Origin of the sequence: Arsenicibacter rosenii (genome assembly GCF_001870735.1) — a bacterium.
GTDB lineage: Bacteria > Bacteroidota > Bacteroidia > Cytophagales > Spirosomataceae > Arsenicibacter > Arsenicibacter rosenii.
Genome location: NZ_MORL01000004.1, coordinates 210492 through 228476 on the forward strand (window position 1 = coordinate 210492; position 17985 = coordinate 228476).

19 protein-coding genes and 1 riboswitch are annotated in these 17985 nt (G+C 52.6%); of the genes, 7 read left to right on the plus strand and 12 right to left on the minus strand.

Annotation, left to right across the window (positions count from 1 at the left end):
- The first annotated feature begins 177 nt into the window (after nt 1–177).
- Complete coding sequence (locus BLX24_RS09920) at nt 178–2550, plus strand: TonB-dependent receptor (RefSeq protein WP_071502971.1); 2373 nt, start codon at nt 178–180, stop codon at nt 2548–2550.
- 67 nt (nt 2551–2617) lie between these two features.
- On the opposite strand, the gene BLX24_RS09925 is transcribed toward BLX24_RS09920, so the two are convergent.
- Nucleotides 2618–3922 carry a T9SS type A sorting domain-containing protein gene (locus tag BLX24_RS09925; RefSeq protein ID WP_071502972.1) on the minus strand — a complete coding sequence of 435 codons (1305 nt, stop codon included), beginning with the start codon at nt 3920–3922 and terminating at the stop codon, nt 2618–2620.
- The gene (locus tag BLX24_RS09930) at nt 3919–4443 is read right to left on the minus strand and encodes a response regulator (protein WP_071502973.1); all 525 of its coding nucleotides are present in this window, start codon (nt 4441–4443) and stop codon (nt 3919–3921) included. Before BLX24_RS09930 ends, BLX24_RS09925 begins: the two co-directional genes overlap by 4 nt.
- Nucleotides 4444–4597: 154 nt before the next feature.
- Between BLX24_RS09930 and BLX24_RS09935 the strand changes: the two genes are divergently transcribed.
- Nucleotides 4598–5668, plus strand: coding sequence for a M42 family metallopeptidase (locus tag BLX24_RS09935; protein ID WP_071502974.1), 1071 nt, complete (start codon nt 4598–4600; stop codon nt 5666–5668).
- Nucleotides 5669–5730: 62 nt separating this feature from the next.
- Here BLX24_RS09935 and BLX24_RS09940 read toward each other — a convergent pair whose 3' ends face one another.
- From BLX24_RS09940 to BLX24_RS09960, 5 genes are all read right to left on the minus strand, one after another.
- A complete protein-coding gene (locus tag BLX24_RS09940) occupies nt 5731–6459 on the minus strand; it encodes an esterase family protein (RefSeq protein WP_071502975.1) in 729 nt (242 codons plus the stop codon).
- Between the two features lie 62 nt (nt 6460–6521).
- Nucleotides 6522–7115, minus strand: coding sequence for an SGNH/GDSL hydrolase family protein (locus BLX24_RS09945; protein WP_071502976.1), 594 nt, complete (start codon nt 7113–7115; stop codon nt 6522–6524).
- Between the two features lie 7 nt (nt 7116–7122).
- Nucleotides 7123–8172 (minus strand): homoserine O-acetyltransferase family protein, encoded by a 1050-nt coding sequence (locus tag BLX24_RS09950; protein ID WP_071502977.1) that lies wholly within the window; start codon nt 8170–8172, stop codon nt 7123–7125.
- Nucleotides 8173–8242: 70 nt separating this feature from the next.
- Nucleotides 8243–9541, minus strand: coding sequence for an O-acetylhomoserine aminocarboxypropyltransferase/cysteine synthase family protein (locus BLX24_RS09955; protein ID WP_071502978.1), 1299 nt, complete (start codon nt 9539–9541; stop codon nt 8243–8245).
- A gap of 157 nt (nt 9542–9698) precedes the next feature.
- A riboswitch (SAM riboswitch) is annotated at nt 9699–9816 on the minus strand.
- 188 nt (nt 9817–10004) lie between these two features.
- Nucleotides 10005–10304, minus strand: coding sequence for a winged helix-turn-helix transcriptional regulator (locus BLX24_RS09960; protein WP_071502979.1), 300 nt, complete (start codon nt 10302–10304; stop codon nt 10005–10007).
- A gap of 87 nt (nt 10305–10391) precedes the next feature.
- Between BLX24_RS09960 and BLX24_RS09965 the strand changes: the two genes are divergently transcribed.
- A complete protein-coding gene (locus tag BLX24_RS09965; protein ID WP_229201748.1) occupies nt 10392–11387 on the plus strand; it encodes a ClpXP adapter SpxH family protein in 996 nt (331 codons plus the stop codon).
- Nucleotides 11388–11426: 39 nt separating this feature from the next.
- Here BLX24_RS09965 and BLX24_RS09970 read toward each other — a convergent pair whose 3' ends face one another.
- The gene (locus BLX24_RS09970) at nt 11427–11765 is read right to left on the minus strand and encodes a winged helix-turn-helix transcriptional regulator (protein WP_071502980.1); all 339 of its coding nucleotides are present in this window, start codon (nt 11763–11765) and stop codon (nt 11427–11429) included.
- A gap of 120 nt (nt 11766–11885) precedes the next feature.
- Between BLX24_RS09970 and BLX24_RS09975 the strand changes: the two genes are divergently transcribed.
- From BLX24_RS09975 to BLX24_RS09985, 3 genes are all read left to right on the plus strand, one after another.
- Nucleotides 11886–12299 (plus strand): DoxX family protein, encoded by a 414-nt coding sequence (locus BLX24_RS09975; protein WP_071502981.1) that lies wholly within the window; start codon nt 11886–11888, stop codon nt 12297–12299.
- Nucleotides 12300–12459: 160 nt separating this feature from the next.
- Nucleotides 12460–12873, plus strand: coding sequence for a DUF1761 domain-containing protein (locus tag BLX24_RS09980; protein ID WP_071502982.1), 414 nt, complete (start codon nt 12460–12462; stop codon nt 12871–12873).
- 12 nt (nt 12874–12885) lie between these two features.
- Nucleotides 12886–13464 (plus strand): Crp/Fnr family transcriptional regulator, encoded by a 579-nt coding sequence (locus BLX24_RS09985; protein WP_071502983.1) that lies wholly within the window; start codon nt 12886–12888, stop codon nt 13462–13464.
- Here the strand turns inward: BLX24_RS09985 and BLX24_RS09990 are convergent.
- Complete coding sequence (locus BLX24_RS09990) at nt 13461–14417, minus strand: NAD(P)-dependent alcohol dehydrogenase (protein WP_071502984.1); 957 nt, start codon at nt 14415–14417, stop codon at nt 13461–13463. The two genes, BLX24_RS09985 and BLX24_RS09990, sit on opposite strands and share 4 nt — an antisense overlap.
- A gap of 215 nt (nt 14418–14632) precedes the next feature.
- On the opposite strand from BLX24_RS09990, the gene BLX24_RS09995 reads away from it, so the two are divergent.
- Entirely contained in the window at nt 14633–14959 is a 327-nt protein-coding gene (locus BLX24_RS09995; RefSeq protein WP_071503208.1) for a DciA family protein, read from the plus strand.
- Here BLX24_RS09995 and BLX24_RS10000 read toward each other — a convergent pair.
- The 3 genes from BLX24_RS10000 to BLX24_RS10010 are packed head-to-tail and all read right to left on the minus strand — an operon-like array spanning nt 14952 to nt 17911.
- Entirely contained in the window at nt 14952–16139 is a 1188-nt protein-coding gene (locus BLX24_RS10000) for a glycosyltransferase family 87 protein (protein ID WP_229201749.1), read from the minus strand. The genes BLX24_RS09995 and BLX24_RS10000 overlap by 8 nt on opposite strands.
- 6 nt (nt 16140–16145) lie before the next feature.
- Nucleotides 16146–16958, minus strand: coding sequence for a polysaccharide deacetylase family protein (locus BLX24_RS10005; RefSeq protein ID WP_071502986.1), 813 nt, complete (start codon nt 16956–16958; stop codon nt 16146–16148).
- Nucleotides 16922–17911: a glycosyltransferase family 2 protein gene (locus tag BLX24_RS10010; RefSeq protein WP_071502987.1), complete on the minus strand. Its 990-nt coding sequence runs from the start codon at nt 17909–17911 to the stop codon at nt 16922–16924. Before BLX24_RS10010 ends, BLX24_RS10005 begins: the two co-directional genes overlap by 37 nt.
- Between the last annotated feature and the right edge of the window lie 74 nt (nt 17912–17985).

Sequence of the window (17985 nt, forward strand, 5' to 3'; positions counted from 1 at the left end):
ATGGATAATGGATAATGGATAATGGATAATGGATAATGGATAATGGATAATGGATAATTAAAAAAAATGGCCGGAAAAATCATTATTCATTAAAAACATTACTCATTATTCATTAAAAAAAGTAGGGGTAAGCACGCTTACGGCTGTCATGGGGGAGCAAACAACAAAAATCACCTCATGAACGCACGGCGTAGTTTCCTCTTTTTTACCCTCCTCCTCTGTTCATCCGTTGCCTGCGGCCAGGCACGATTTACCCAGACGATCCGTGGCACGGTTGTCGATCAAAGTTTACAGACCCCCATCCCCGTGGCAACCGTAGCCCTGGTCAGCCTCTCCCCGATCAAAGGTACGCTGACCGAAGCCGACGGCTCGTTCCGGCTGACCGGGGTACCGGTTGGTCGCCACACGATTAAGATTTCGTTTGTCGGCTATAAAGATGCGGTCCTCAGCAACGTGGTAGTCGACGCGGGTAAAGAGCTGATCCTGAGCATCAATCTGGAAGAAACAATCAATCAGCTGACGGAAGTAACGGTAAAGCCAACCCTCGAAAAAGACAAGCCGCTGAATGAAATGGCTACCGTTTCGGCGCGCACCTTTTCGGTCGAAGAAACCCAGCGATTTGCCGCTGCCGTGAATGACCCTGCCCGTATGGCAACCGCTTACGCCGGTGTGGTCGGGGCCGACGACGGTAATAACCTGATTGTCATTCGCGGCAACGCGCCCAATGGCTTGCTCTGGCGGATGGAAGGTGTCGAGATCCCGAACCCGAACCATTTTGCCAACATCGGTACGGCCGCCGGCGGGGTGTCGATCCTGAGTGCTCAGCTGCTCGCCAACTCCGATTTCATGACCAGCGCTTTTCCCGCCGAATATGGCAACGCGCTCTCCGGTGTGTTTGACCTTAAACTCCGCCGTGGCAACAACCAGAAGCGTGAAAGTACCGTGCAGGCGGGCGTACTGGGTATTGATGTCTCGTCGGAAGGGCCGTTTTCGAAGAACTACAAGGGGTCTTACCTGTTCAACTACCGGTATTCAACACTAGGTATCCTGTCGAAGGTCGGGGTTAATGTAACGTCGGGCGTGACTACGTTTCAGGACCTGTCGTTCAATGTGTATCTGCCTACCAACAAGGCGGGAACCTTTACCTTGTTTGGTTTCGGCGGGCTGAGTAGCCAGAATATCGAAGCCAACCGCGATTCGACCGCCTGGACAAGCGAATTTGACCGTCTCAGCGAGAAGTACTATGCCAACACGGGGGCCGTCGGAGCCACCCATTCGCTGAATATCGGCCGGAAAGCCTTTCTGAAAACGGTCATACTGGCGTCGGGCTACCGCAACGGACTCAAAGGCAACTACCTGACTGATGAGCTGAAACCGCAGCTCCGCGAAGATGACAGCTATACCGTGCAGCGCCGGACTATTTCCAGTGTCCTGACCTACAAACTGAATGCGAAAAACACCTTCCGGACGGGTCTGATTGGTGCACAAATCCGGTACGATCTCCGGAATAACACGTGGGTAGACACTGTACAGCAAATCCGGACGATGGTTTCAGTTAACAACCAGACGGCCTATACCCTGCAAGCCTACGGGCAATGGAATTACCGCCTGTCGGAGCAGGTAACGCTGAATGCGGGGCTGCATTACCTCGGCTTCATGCTCAACAGCACCCATTCGGTGGAGCCACGTGCGTCGGTCCGGTGGGCATTTTTGCCGAAACATACGCTTAGCCTCGGCTATGGCCTGCACAGTCAGTTGCAGAATCCGGCCTTGTATTTTATCAAACTTCCCGCCGCCGACGGTAGCCTGATGGCCCCCAACCGGCACCTGGGCCTCAGCAAATCGCACCATACGGTTTTGGCCTACGACTACTCCATCAACGACCATCTGCGGCTGAAGGCCGAAGCCTACTATCAGGCGTTGTTTAACCTGCCGGTCAGCGCCGGGACACGCGACGCCTTTTCGGCCGTTAACCAGATGTACGGGTTTTCGGCGCGGCCGCTCGCCAATACCGGTAAGGGCCGCAATTACGGCGCGGAGCTGACCCTGGAGCAGTTTCTGCACCATAACCTCTATTTTCTGTGGTCGGCATCACTTTACCGATCTGAATATCAGGGCTCAGACCAAATCTGGCGCAGCACCCGTTACGACGGGAAATACGCGACTAACCTCCTGGCGGGCAAAGAGTTTATCATGGGCGAAACGGGCGTTTTCAAAAACAGTGTGCTGGGTCTGAACGTCAAACTGACGTATTTCGGCGGTTACCGCGACACGCCCATCAACCTCGCCGAATCGCAGCGGCAGCAGCAAACGGTTTACGTGGATGCGCTGACGAATACGCTAAAAATTCCGGACTATTTCCGCACGGATATCCGCCTGAGCTGGAAGAAAAACAAACTGCATTCGACCCGTACGCTGTCGCTGGACATTCAGAATGTAACGAACCGGCAGAACGTCTTCGGGCAATATTTCGAGCCCCGCTCCGGCACCACCAAAACCTATTTCATGACCGGTCTGCTGCCTATCCTGAGCTACCGGATTGTGTTTTAACCCGAACCGGCCCTGCCGTCTGATCAGACAGCAGGGCCGGTTACCATACAGGCAATCGATCTGCCGGTTAATGCACCAATAAACGATAGGTCGCCTGCTGATCGGCGGTTTGTACCCGAATCAGGTACATGCCCTTGCTCAGTTGCCGCGTTGGGGCCTGTAACGTATGCCGGCCCGCCTCCTGCATCGGCAATGCCGTTAAAACCGCTGCCTTACGCCCGGGAACATCAATAATATCCACCGTGACCGGCCCTGCCTTCGGCATGGTATACTGCACCGTCACCTCGTCCTGCGCCGGGTTTGGCATCGCCATTACGGTAAGCGTCAGATCAGCGTTTGTGGCCTCCCGACCGGCGGCACCAGCAATCCGTAAAACGCCGCCACCGTCCGTCATCAGGCTGCCGCCCGGCGTAATGGTCACGGTGGTGGTGGCACCGCTATTGACCGATGCGACCGCGTAACCGGTATTCGGTGTTAAGCCCGTAATGAGCTGCATCGTTACCACCGACGGAATGGTGTAGGTCGTTGTCGTAAAGCCATTTCCCCAGACATTCGGGAACAGAACGGCTGTGTTTTTCACGACAGCCCCTTCAAATGCATCGCCGGCGGTGCTCTGCACCAGTACCGATGCATCCTGCGCCACAGTCCCGTCGGCACCCTGAATCACATTCAGAAAACGGATATTAGCCGGATTAGACCGGTCTTCAATTTTTAGCTCATGCGTAGTGGTCTCCAGTTCAGCCAGCGAATTCAATACCTCCGATACCGACGACGTCAGCACCCCGGCGGCAGGCAGTAAGCTGGTCAGGTATACCTTCTGGCCACCAGGTGTATTCACCGCCACGTTTTTACCCGAGACCTGCGGCGGCCCCGTAAATTGCAGGAAAAACCGCTTGAACCGGTTGGCCGTCTTACTCCGTGCACGGTCGTACACAATGACATGGTCCGGTTTCAGCCAGACAATAGACCGCACAGCGTACAACATATCGGTTGCCGAGTTAGCACGGTTGTACAGGTTCGTAGCATCACCCGTAGCATAGACGTAATCTGTTGCGTAGCTGCTGATTACCGACGGATCGCCGGCCCCCATACCGTTGGTCCACTGCCCGCCCCGCTGCGATGTTGCTGCTTCAAACCACTGCATATTGGCAGGCACGTCGTTCTGCAAACCCAGCGTATTGTGAAATTCAGACGTGTACCCAATGCCATCGTTTGTATAACCGCTCCGCTCCTTAATCAGCCACTCCCCTTTCCGGAAGAGTTCGAACTGATTGCCATCCCCCGACTGGTGATTGATGGATGTCCAGTGGCATTGCCAGTTAAACCAGGTGGCATTGGCCGTCCAGTCGGACCGTGACAGAATTTTGTTCAATGAATTGTCTTTAAAGGTCGTCGGCAGATTCGGTCGCGGATCGGGCGGGTTAACGTTTGCCTTCGGTTGGTTGCCCGCTGCATAAACAGACCGTTACCGCCCTGAAGGGCGTTCCGGGCAAACCACCGTACCTTGTCGAGGCGTGCCGGATTACTGCCCGTGCGCATGTCGGTCAGGCCAACCGGTGCCAGCACGTCCATCATTTCGGGCATAATCCATGTCCGGAGCAAATCGCCGTAGTTCGCCGCCTGATAGATTGGCCCGAGGTAAGTAGCCTGCGGAAACGTCTTTGCGGCCGGCGTAATTATGTGTAACAGCCCGTCCGATTGGTCGGGCAGTCCAATATCCATCAGGACTACATCCGGCAAGGCATCGGGTTGCAAACCGTCGAGCGCTTCCTGCCCCGAACGGTAGGTAGCCTGACACGAGAATCCGTCAGCGTCGTCTATAATCCAGTGTAAAGCATCACGTACGTCAGCATCGTCGTCAACGATAGCGACCGAGAGCACTGATTTATACATAAAGAAGGTACAGGGTTACGAATGAGGCCGGAAATTCGGTGATCTTTTCTGAGTTGCCGGATGCGAATTTATCCATTGGTAAATTCTTTTTATTATGGATTATGCCCGTTTGCCAATAACTTGCCAAACAAAGAAGTCCATTGTTATTTTTATCATGACTGATCAAAGTAAAGCGTTTCTCTATACTTACCTGAACAATGCCTCACCGACCGGCTTCGAGGCTTCGGGGCAACAAATCTGGCTTGATTACCTGAAGCCATACATTGACGAGTACATTGTCGACGTCTATGGTACGGCCGTCGGGGTTATTAATCCGGGGCAGCCTTATACAGTAGTGATCGAAGCTCACTCCGACGAAATCTCATGGTTTGTGAACTACATCGACGACAACGGCTATATCTACGTCCGCCGGAACGGTGGTTCCGATGCCGTCATTGCGCCGTCGATGCGGGTAAATCTGCACACGAAGAAGGGGGTTGTAACGGGCGTATTCGGCTGGCCGGCCATCCACGTCCGCGACCTGGCCAAAGATACTGCGCCGAAAGTAACGGACCTGTTCATCGACGTCGGAGCGGCGAATAAGCAGGAAGTGGCCGAAATGGGCATTCATGTCGGTACGGTCTGTACATTTGTCGACGGCCTGTTCGAACTGAACGACCGCTACTACGTGGGTCGCGCGCTCGACAACCGTATGGGTGGCTTCATGATTGCCGAAGTAGCGCGGATGCTGAAGGAAAACAACGTAACGCTGCCCTTCACGCTCTACATTGTCAATGCCGTACAGGAGGAAATCGGACTGCGTGGTGCCGAAATGATCGCGCGCCGCCTGCGCCCCGACCTCGCCATCTGTACCGATGTGACCCACGATACCCAATCGCCGCGCTACGACAAAAAAGAGCAGGGCGACCTGAAAGCGGGCAGTGGTCCGGTGCTTTGCTACGGACCGGCCGTGCAGAACAACGTGCTGGATTTTATCATCGATGTGGCCGACAAAAGCGGGATTGCCTTCCAGCGTCAGGCCGTCAGCCGGTCGACCGGTACGGATACCGACGCGTTTGCCTACGCCACCGAAGGCATCGCTTCCGCCCTGATTTCTCTGCCGCTGAAATACATGCATACGACCGTCGAAACCGTTCACAAAGACGACGTACAGTCGGTCATCCAGCTCATGTACCAGACGCTCCTGGCATTACAGGGCAATGAGGATTTCAGATACATAAAATAATTGTGATTGAGCGAATGGGTGATTGAGCGACTTCTTTCACTCAATCGCTCATTCACCAATTACTAAAGGTACATCTGTACCATTTTGTGCCAGTATTTGGCTTTGTGGGCGCGGCCTTGCCAGACGTAAAATTCGTGGGGAATCTGTTTTTCGTGGAAGATGTCGCGGAGGGCCATGTTGTTCCCCAGGAACGGATCCTGATCGCCGATGGTAAAGGTGATCTGCATCCGGCGAATAAGGCTCAGGGTATATTCATCCTGCAGATTGGGCAGAAAATGAACCGGCGTATTGAAATAAATATCCTCGTCATAGGCATTGTCGAACAGACTGCGGAAGTCCTCAACGGGCGTCGACAAATCGTAACGGCCACTGAAGGCCACAATACGGCCGAATAAATGCGGATGCCGGAGGGCAATATTCATGGCATGGAACGCACCCAGGCTGCATCCGTGCGAGATCATAAACGGCTGATCGTTTTTTACCCGCGTCAGCGGCAACACTTCATCCAGAATATATTGCTCGTACTGCAGATGCCGCCGGATCCGGTCTTTTGGCGGGGCGTACAGGTTATATACACTTTCGGCGTCAATGCTGTCGACACAAAAGAGCTGAATCCAGCCGTTATTGATCTTGTCGGCCAGCGCCTCTACCAACCCGAAGTTTTCGTACTCGTAGAACCGGCCGCAACGCGTCGGAAACACCAGCACCCGGGCGCCGGCATGACCGAATATCAACAGTTCCATCTTCCGGCCGAGGTTCGGGCTATACCATTCGTGATACTCGCGATGCATAACAAGTTCAGTTCAACGGCCGAATTTCGGCAGTTTTCGGGTAATCGGTTGTAAAGAAATCGTTAAAACGTAACGGCACTATTCAACAACACGTCCCGCCACAGCGCGTATCCTTTCGGATTCAGGTGTAATCCGTCGGCCTCGTACAGTTCCCGCCGCGGCAATCCATGATTGTTCAGCATAGGCGTGTAGAGGTCAACAAAATGACAATGAGGCAATTCCTGTATTTTTTCGGAAATGATTTTGTTGGTGTAATGAATCCGGTCGACAATAGCCCACCGCGCCGGACTTGGCTTGATGGCCAGGTAGACCAGCGGGGTGCCCGGCAGGTACTGCGCTACTTTATCGACCAGGGTACAGAAGAACAGAAATACTTCTTCGGGATGACGGTTATCGCCCAGATCGTTGTCGCCTGCATAAAACACGATGGACGACGGATTAGCCGGTACAACCAGCCGCTCAAAAAACCATGTGCAGGCAGCCAGCGTGGAGCCGCCGAAGCCGAGATTCAGCGGTTTTTTCTCCGGAAAATCAACCGCCAGCGACGACCATAGCCGGATCGACGAACTACCATAAAACACAGTCCGGCCCGAAAGCGGTGGTTTATTGCTTACTTTTTTTTCGAGCTGCCGAACTTCTTCTTCGTACCAGAACATGCTCTTGTTACGCGCTTTGCTGTTCCTTTTTCTTTGCCTGTTCGATAGCAGTCACCCATTTTCTGATCAGCCCGGCCAATGGCTTAAACTCAATCAGGAACCCATCATGGCCATACAGCGAGTCGATTTCCTCATACACCGCATTCGGAATATGGCGGGCCAGAAACTGCTGCTCCGACGGCGGAAATAATATATCGGACCGGATACCCACCACCAGCGTATTGGCTTTGATCTGCGCCAGGGCGTTCAGGATACTGCCGCGGTTACGGCCCACATTGTGGGAATCCATCACCGTTGTCAGTACACGGTAGGTAAAGGCATTGAAGCGGGCGGCTATTTTTTCGCCCTGATACCGCTGGTAGCTGGCAGCCTTGTAATCAGCCAGTTGCTCGTTATTATCAAGGGCCTGTGTAAAGCCGTAGGTATCGTAGTTCCGGTACGAAATCAGGGCCATGGAGCGGGCTGCTTTCATGCCGTTCACGCCTGCATCGTCGCGGCGCTCCCGCCAGGTCGGGTCGGCCTCAATGGCCATGCGCTGCGACTCATTAAAGGCAATGCCCCAGGGCGAAAAGACCGCGTTAGACGCAATCAGGATCAGGTTTTCGACCAGCTTCGGCCGTAAAATAGCCCATTCGACCGCCTGTTGCCCGCCCAGCGATCCGCCGATGAGCTTGTAGATTTTTTCAATGCCCAGCTCCTGCCGCAGCAAATCCAGCGCATTGACCATATCGCGGATGGTAATGGTCGGAAAATCGTGATAAAACGGTTCGCCCGTTTCCGGATTGATCGAAAGCGGGCCGGTAGACCCGTAACAGGAACCAATCACGTTGGCACAGATGATGAAGTGCTGAGCCGGGTCGTAAAACTTACCCGGTCCCACTAACCCGCTCCACCAGTCAGCAGGGTCTGCATTGCCGGTCAGGGCATGGCAAATCCAGATCACGTTTTTCGGATCGTCCGGCTTAAATGTCCCATAGGTTGTGTAAGCCAACCGAAAGCCCGGCAGCGTTCCGCCTGCTTCGAGGGGGAAAGAGTATTTGTAGTCGAAGTGGTTCAAAACTTAAACAGTTTCGGTCAGCCCGCTTGCGCGGGCTGACCGTAGGTAGATCAAACAAGATGACTCAGGCCTACAGCTGAGCAAAAGCCTGTTCAAAATCGGCTTTGATATCGTCGATGTGTTCCGTACCGGCCGATACGCGCAACAGGCCCGGCTCTACGCCCGCAGCAGCCTGCTCGTGTTCCGACAGCTGCTGGTGCGTTGTGGAGGCCGGGTGGATAATCAACGATTTAGAATCTCCGACATTGGCCAGGTGGCTCACGAGCTTCAGGCTGTTTACGAAGCGGTCGGCGGCCTCTTTCCCCGCTTTCAGCTTAAACATAAACACTCCGCCAAACCCGCGTTTAAGGTATTTTTTTGCCCGTTCGTGGTACGGGCTGCTTTCCAGACCCGGATAGTTTACGTATTCGACCTGCTCGTGTTGCTCCAGCCACTGCGCCAGCGCCAGGGCGTTCTGCACAGTCCGGTCGACACGAAGTGACAGCGTTTCAATGCCTTGCAGGAGCATAAACGAGTTAAACGGCGAAATGGCCGGCCCCCAGTCGCGGAGACCTTCCACCCGTGCCCGGATCGCAAACTGAATATTGCCGAATGGCCCGTTTACCCCGAACACGTCACTGAACACCAGCCCATGATACCCCGGCGACGGCTGGCTGAACTGCGGGAATTTGCCATTGCCCCAGTCGTAGTTACCGCCATCGACAATTACCCCGCCGATGCTCGTACCGTGACCACCGATCCACTTCGTTGCCGATTCTACGACAACGGCCGCGCCGTGTTCCAGCGGCCGGAACAGGTAACCGCCCGCACCGAATGTATTGTCGACAATCAGCGGCAGGTCATATTTTTTCGCCAGCGCCGACAAGCCTTCCCAATCCGGAATGTTAAAACCCGGATTACCAATGGTTTCGACATAAATGGCTTTGGTGTTGTCATCGATCAGTTTTTCGTAGCTTTCGATGCTTTCGCCATCTGTAAACCGTACGTCGATACCCAGTCGCTTAAACGAAACCTTAAACTGGTTATAGGTACCGCCATAGAGGTACGAGGTCGAAATAAAATTATCGCCCGCATTCAGGATGTTGTTCAGGGCGATAAACTGCGCCGCCTGTCCTGAGGCGACGGCCAGCGCGGCCACGCCGCCTTCGAGGGCAGCCACCCGCTTTTCGAACACGTCGGTTGTCGGGTTCATAATGCGGGTGTAGATGTTTCCGAACGCTTTCAGCGCAAACAGGTCGGCCCCGTGCTCTGAGCTGTTGAAGACATACGATGTGGTCTGGTAAATGGGCACCGCCCGTGAATTTGTTGTCGGGTCTACCTCTTGTCCGGCGTGAAGCTGGAGGGTGTCAAAATGCAATTGATCGGCCATGATTATAGGAAAATGAAAAGAAATGATGAACTATAGATTCAGCGCAAGCGTGCAGGCTCGGGCCTGCCGGAAACGCTCCTGGTTTCAGACAGACAGTGATACAGGTTCATAGGCCCCTTTGGGGCATACAACGTCGATAGTTGATCATGTTGTTAACGATTTATAGTCCCTAGCGCCGCTACCTGCGGTTGTCTTAGGCGGGAATTAGCACCTTGCCATGCGGTAGGTTGCCAGAGGTTTACAGAGCCCGATCTCTCCCCTCTTCTGTATAAATCAATCCGTGCCGGAGTGTCAGGCACGTTCGAATTGACTTGATGGCGCAAGTATACGGCAGAAAACGCTCGAATGCAAATTTAACCGCTCCGGGAGAGGCGGCGTGAAGGTTGTTAGTGTCGGGACGATTGGGCGGTCAGGACAATGGGCGGATAAGTGTATTAGTGATGTCAACACTAGCCAACAGCCCCTACTGCTCCAGCAAACGCTCCAGCTGCCGGAAAACCGGAATCAGCGACTGACCACGGGCCGACAGTGTATATTCGATGTGTAACGGCTTCTCACTCACAACGGATTTATCCAGAAGCCCTTCTTCCTCCATCTCCTTCAGGGCATTCGCGAGCGACTGCTTATTCGCTCCCGGCAACTGCCGTAATAACGCATTAAACCGCACCGGCGATTCGGCCGCCAATTGAAAAATCTGCGGTTTCCATTTTCCGGAAACGGCTCTTAATAAACCCTGCGCCGGGCATTCATCCTTTGATTCCATATTGAGATTTTACCCGGTCAACTTTTTCTGACTAATTGACCCGGCTGGTGTAATTGTCCAACTTTGTAACAAAGTTAATACAAAACCATGCTAAAAGCCGTTTTTGCCTGCTTCACCCTACTGAGTGCACTCTTTGGCAGTTGCAACGGACAAGACAAGAAGAACGTTATGGTCAACAACAATCCTCTGCTCTGTGATCCTGAAACAGGTATCTGTGAGCTACCGGCCCAACAGACAGCAACCGCACCGGTTAGTGTCCGGGTTGACAAGAAACCCCTGACAATCACTTATTTTACCGACCCTATCTGCTCAACCTGCTGGGGTATTGAACCGCAGTTGCGCAAGCTTAAACTCGAATACGGGGATGGCATCCATATCGACTATCACATGGGAGGCCTGCTGCCCGACTGGAGCTATAACAGCGGAGGTATCAGCAAACCGTCGGATGTAGCGCACCACTGGGACGAGGTCAGCCGGTACTACCAGATGCCGATTGACGGGGATGTGTGGCTCGAAGATCCGCTCCACTCCTCGTATCCGCCATCGATTGCCTTTAAGGCAGCCCAGCTACAGGATGAGAAAAAAGCCCTTGTTTTCCTGCGGATAATCCGCGAAATGGTGTTTCTGGAGAAAAAGAACATCACGAAGTGGGAACACCTGTCGAAGGCGGCCATCGATGCCGGCCTGGATGCCGTGAAGCTGAAGCAAGACTATGAAGGTCCGGCGCAGGAACGGTTTCGGGCAGATCTTGAACTCGCCCGCAAACTGGGCGTCCGTGGCTTCCCGAGCGTATACATCACCGACATGACCGGCAACCGGGAGTTTATCTATGGCTTTAAGCCCTATGCGGCCTATGAAACCGGCATTACCAAACTATATCCCAAAGCCGGTAAACGACCGTACGATACAAGCTGGCAATACCTGTTTAACACCTATCCCACCCTCACTACCCGTGAATTTGCTGAATTAAGCGGTCTGTCCTTTCAGGAGGCCGACCAGCAGCTCCTCCGGCTAGTCCACCAACAAATGCTGACCAGTCTGGTCACCAAAAACGGCGTACTCTGGAAACGGATTACCCGCTAACCCCTCCGATTGGTGAGCGTTTGGCAGATTGCCGGACGCTCATTTTCCTATAATCTGCTTACGATGGGAAAGGCCCCAGTAATGCAGCTCTTCCATCACTTTTTCGAGCGATAAGCCGTGGGGTGTAATGGCGTATTCGACCGTTGGCGGAAATGTATCATATACCTGCCGCCGGATCAGCTGATTGGCTTCCAGGGCTTTCAGCTCCTTCGACAACACCTTATCCGTTATGCCACCCACTTCGGCCGAAATCTGTTTGAACCGCTTTGGCCCTCCGGATAACGCAAACAAAATCAACAGTTTCCATTTCCCTTCAAGTGCCTCAAGCGCATCTTTGATCGACAGCATATTTTTAGGGCATCCCCCACTGGTCAGCATAGTTTCCGGCAGTTTATGTTTACGACGCTATCCCGTCGGATAGCGCTATCCGACGGGATAGTACTATCCGGCGGAAAGTAAAGGTAGTTAGTTTTGTCCATTCACAAACGCAGACTACAGATGACGAATCAATCAACATTTCCGAAGGGGTTACACATCGCCTTATGGACAGTACAGGGGCTGCTTGCTGCCGGTTTTGCCTGGGGAGGGCTGATGAAACTCATACAACCTGCCGGCCAGCTGGCGCAGATGTGGCCCTGGACCGGCCAGGTACCCGGATCCCTGCTTATGTTTACAGCTATCGTTGATCTATTGGGGGCACTTGGCCTGCTGTTGCCTGCCTTGCTGCGCATTCAACCCATCCTGACCCCGATAGCGGCTGTCGGCTGTTTGGTGCTGATGGTATGCGCCACCGTCTTTCATATTCAGCGCGGCGAAGCGGCCCTTATAACCCCGAATCTCCTCTTTGCCATGATGGCCGCATTTGTGGCGTGGGGACGGTTTATAAAAGTGCCGGTCACAAGCAAAAGATAAACGGATGAGGACGGCCTGTATCCCGCCTTTTTTCAGGTTTATTCATGAAAATTCTTTCCTGCAATTTCGTTGTTAACCGGCCTCTTTTTGTATTTTTGGTAAGGCTCAATTGTCGGTTACCTGAGCGGAACAAACCCTTTACCTGAACGATTTTTTACTGATGAACATTACCGTGGCCCTCCAGCATCTCAATTGGCCGGCCGTTTTTGCGGCGGCCTTTTCTACCTTCCTCATTGGCGGATTATGGTATTCGCCGGTACTTTTCCAGAAAAGCTGGATACGTGCCAATGGCTTCGACCCTGCAAATTTACCCAAAAGCAATCCTGCGGTCGTTTTCGGTCTGGCGTTTTTCTTTGCCTTCGTAATGGCGCTGAATCTGGCTTTATTCATCGGGCAGGCAGATGTCTCGTTTGGCGCAACGGCCGGTTTTATGACCGGCTTCGGATGGGTTGCCTTAGCGGTGGCAATCATTGCCTTGTTCGAATCCCGTCCATTGGCTTATATCCTGATCAATGGCGGATATATGGTCGTGACCTTTACGGTTATGGGCACCATCATCGGTGCCTGGCACTAAGCCGGTAAGCCTATGCATCAGAAATTACTGAACTATTTTCAGCGGATTATGCCGCTTACGCAGGAAGAAGCCGATGCCATTGCAGCGACGATCCATATTGAGCACGTCAAAAAAGGCACGATTCTGCTGCACGAAGGTGACATTTCGGCAGAAGCCTATTTCGTCCTGGAGGGTTGTATCCGGCAGTATTACCTGATCGACGGTTCCGAGAAAACCAGCAACTTTTTTACCGATGAGCAGTGGGTCGTTTCCATCAAAAGCCTGAACGAGCAGGTACCAGCCGCTCATTTTCTGGATGCCTGTGTCGATTCATACGTTATCGTCGGGAATCGGGATAAAGAAGAAGGTCTATACCGGCAGTTTCCGAAATTTGAGACCATTTCGCGGAAAATTATGGAGCGTGTCTTTGCTGAACAACAGGAAATTCTCGCTACATACCTGACCGAAACGCCCGAACAACGCTACCTGCGGCTTATGGCCGCCCGCCCCAATCTGTTTCAGCTCGTCCCGCAATACCAGATTGCCAGTTACGTCGGCGTTAAGCCCGAATCATTGAGCCGGATACGCAAGCGTATTTTACAGAAGCATTAAGCCATGCTGATGGCTACATTTCCGCGTTTATGCCCCGCCTCCACATACCGGTGGGCAGCTGCCATGTCGCTCAGCGGAAAAGTCCGGTCAAGCACGGGTGTTAATGCCCCGGTTTGAATGAGTTCGTTCAGAAAATCCAGGTCTGCCGGGGTGGAGGTAATCATACCCATCAGCAGTTTTTTACCGTTACCCATCGTCCTGCAAACACCCTGTAACACCTCGCTGAGCTGAGCAGCACTCAGAATCAGGGTTCCCTGTTGATTCAACAACTTTACGGCTGTCTTGACGGATAGTTTATTAATTGTATCCATCACTACGTCATACGTTTCCGTCAGCGATGCCAGATCCGTCCGGGCATAGTCGATGACGGTTTGTGCGCCAAGTTGTCTGACCAGACCGGCGTTAGCCGCACTACAAACACCGGTAACCTCAGCCCCGAAATACCGGGCAAGCTGCACTGCCGCTGAGCCTACCGCACCGGAGGCACCGTAGATCAGTACTTTTTGTCCCGGCTTGATGGCAGCCTTCCGGATAAAATACAGGGCTGTTGTTGCGCCGAACGGAATAACCGCTGCTTGTTCATGGGATAAAAATGACGGTTTTAAGGCAATGGCCTCTGTTTCGGCCAGGGTAATGTATTCGGCATAGGCTCCGAACCGCAAATCCGTTGACCCGAAGACCTCATCCCCTACCTGAAAACGGGACACGGCACTACCGGTTTGGACCACTATTCCGGAGAAAACCCCACCCAGGACCGGGTATGCAGGCTTTGTCAATCCGAAGAAGAAACGGACGGCAAACGGGTCGGCCTGCCGCAACCGGCAATCAGCGGTATTAACGGCCGTTGCCACAATCTGAATCAATAGTTGATTGGCGGCAGGTTCAGGGGTTGCTATTTCCTGTAGCATCAGTACATCGGGGGTGCCGTAGGCAGGGCAGACAATGGCTTTCATCAGTTGTTTACGAATTGATTATGATGATGCAAAACTACCCCTGCGGCCAGCAGCCATGCATTGACTTCGGTTAAGAAATGCAGCTATCGGTAGTAATTAACTAAAAGATATTCTTTGGACAGTTAGTGCACCTTATTGTTGCCGGAACATTCAGCGCTGAAACTTTGGCGCATCAGCGTCTGTTGTGTACTTTTGTTTTAAAGCAAGATTTTCTGATGAACGAAGTATATCGATTCCGTAAAGACGCAAGCTCCCGCCGCTCCGATGTGACAAGCGTTAAAGATGCCATTGGTATGTTATTAAAATCGTACCAGCTACAGGCCCGCTTTAATGAGACCTATCTGGAAGCGTTCTGGGAGAAAATGATGGGATCGGCTATTGCTTCGCGTACCAGCCGGCTCTACGTCCGGGAACGGATTCTGTACATTGAAATCACATCGGCACCGCTTCGCAGCGAACTCGTCAATGCCAAGCAGAAAATGATCAAACTGATTAACACCGACATGGGTACCGACGTGATTGAAGACGTCATCTTTATTTGAGGGCAACTTCTGCGGCGACCGCCTGCCCCGTTTTTCCGCGCTCCTGAAACGACTGTATTGTCCAGAGCTGATACTGCATCCGCAGCCAGACCAGCACACACGGAACCGCTTTGATACTGTAGGGATTCATGTACTCGTCACGGATAAACGGCGGGAACAAATCTGTGGGCGACAGCGAGGTAAAGACCACCACCAGCCCCAGCAGGATCCGGTCCAGTGTATTACGTTCGGCGGCCGTTACCCACCAGATTGCCACCCCTACCACCGCCAGCACATAGGTCGGTGATTCCGCCATCTTATTGAAAATAATCACAAACAGCAGAAAATAGGCCACCATGAGTTGCTGGTAAACCGGCATTTTCCATTGCTTAAAACGCAGGAAAGGCAACAGAAAGAGCGTAATGCCAACTGCCTCCACAATCCGCAGGTTACCATCTGTTTTGGCCATATCAAACCAATAGACCAGAATGCCCGGTACAGACACTAACAGACCAAGTTTGCTATCGACCACAATTTTCAGCCACGCCTCGTATTCGGCCCCGAGTTCAGCAAACGAAATAACGGTAGCCGGCAGCAACGCAAAAATAACGGTCCAGACAACCATTGCGACAAGGAACTGCACCTTTCTGGGGTAAAACAAAAAGAAGATAGCGGCCCCCACCCCGTAAAATTTAATGTAGAAACAGAGCGTAAACAGCAACGCAGCCAGCCAGACCTTCTCCTTGCGGAGCAGGTAAATCCCGAGCAGCATCATCCCGACAATCAGGTTGTTGCTTTGCATGTTCTGGGCCGTAATCAGGGCTTCCGGAAAGATGATGGCCAGGGCAATCCAGCGTTTGCAGTCGGCGTGGTACTCGTCTTTCAGAAAATACCATACCCCCAGTATCAACACAACCGGATTCAGCAAATTCCAGAGGGTAACACCGAGCCAGTCGGGCATGTAATAGAACGGTGCCATCAGCCACGCAAAGACAGGGCTGTATTTATACAGGTCGCTGTATAACTCCGGCCGCAGCACATACATGGAACGGTGCGTAAGCAGACAGTCGAACGGACGGGCAAACATCAGGTAGTTGTTGTAATACCCGAGTATGAATTTCTGAATGGAGGCGGCTACCAGAATGAAGACAAAAACCACCATCAGGCGGTTGAGCGGCAGCCAGTTCATGGCCTTGTTCATCAGCAATTATTTTTTGACGGTGTTTGTTGGACTAGGCAGTTTAGACAGACTATGCAGGGCATAGTTGGCCATCGTGTCGTATTCGCCATGGGGCTGCAGAAACCGAAGCAGTTGTTCGACCCGGTCGAGCAGCAGGTCACGCGAATGGCGGCGGACATAATCCGGTATCTTCGTGTATTCACTCAGATCCGTAAACTCCCAGGGATGTACATACAGGTTCAGGAAGCCAAAACGGCGCAGGGTTTGCAGGCAAAGCTGCCGGTAGACGCTGAACGGGAAATTTTTGAGGCTTAGCCAGAAAAGCGGAATCCGGAGCGTTGGTGTTACGGAAGCCGGAATCTGTAATACACTCTTTTCCAGAAACGGCCGGCAGGGCTTACCCCAATGGTTGTAACGGCCAGGCAGATAGGTCGGATGCAGCGAGGAATTGTAGACATACCCGGCATGGGCTACATCCATCACATCCACGGCCCCCATGCGGGCCTTACGAAACCCCATGACCCGCTGCCCGGTCAGCTTTTCGAGCGCCTCTTTCGAGGTGGCCAGGTCGGCGGGTTCGAAGGTTGTATGGTAATAGCCATGAGAAGCGATCTCGTGCTGCTTCGAGAGCCGGACGATTAGGTCCGGCTCATGCAGGGCATAGTTTGCCGTCGTAAATAACGTTGCAGGAACAGACAATACGTCGAGCCGGTCGGCCAATAAGGTCAGACCACGGGTTGATACAGCAATTTGTTCATCCAGCGAAATGGCATGGCCGAACTCCACTGCTGTATCAAACTCTTCTACATCGACGGTGAATAATAAGAATCGGTCTTCCATTCCAGCTCCGCAATTTCTTCTATCTCGCTCGAATCACTTACTATAAATGACGGGCGTTTTTTAACTTCAATAAATGTTTTTCCTAAATACACCCCCATGATCCCGATAACGATAAACTGAATACCGCCCATAAGTACCATCAACAGCACCAGGGTTGTCCAGCCCGATACGGTCTGATTGGTAAAGTATTTTTCGTACAGCACTTCAAGTCCGAAGATACCGGCCCCGATCGACATCAGGAAACCCAGAAATACGGACAGATACAGCGGCCGGGTCGAAAACGAGGTAATACCCATCAGGGCCAGTTTAACCATCTTCCGGAGCGAATACTTGGTCGTGCCCGCAAAGCGTGCCGCCGGCCGGTACACTATCCGTGCCTGCCGGAAACCCATCCAGGAAATCATTCCCCGCACAAACAGGTCGTTTTCCTTGAACTGGTTCAGTGAATCAACCACAACGCGGTCGAGCAGACGGAAATCAGCGGCTCCGTCTTCCAGTGACAGATCCGATACTTTCCGTAAAAGCCGGTAAAACTGTTGTGAAGTGGTCCGTTTAAACCAGGAAGCATTAAAATCGGGCTCCCGGACCGTGTAAACAACCTCATAGCCTTCGCGCCATTTTTCGATCAGAGTCGGAATTAATTCCGGCGGATGCTGCAAATCTGCATCCAGACTGATGACACACTGTCCGCGCGCATGTTCGTAGCCCGCCCGTAATGCCATCTGATGACCGAAATTCCGCGAAAACGAAATAAACCGTACGGTTGAATAAGCCTGGCTTAATTGCCGTAAAACCTGCCGGGTGCGATCGGAGCTCCCATCGTCAATCACCAGTATTTCATACTGATCATAGGGCGACATGACCTCTGTTAAACGATCAACTAAGACAGGTAAATTTTCTTCCTCATTGTACGCCGGAACAATAAGGCTGATTAATCCTGTTACTGGTTTCATGATAAGATTTATACAAGTCCGGTTTTTTGACTTTAACCACAAAGTTACATGTCTTTCCAGAACTTTCATGATTT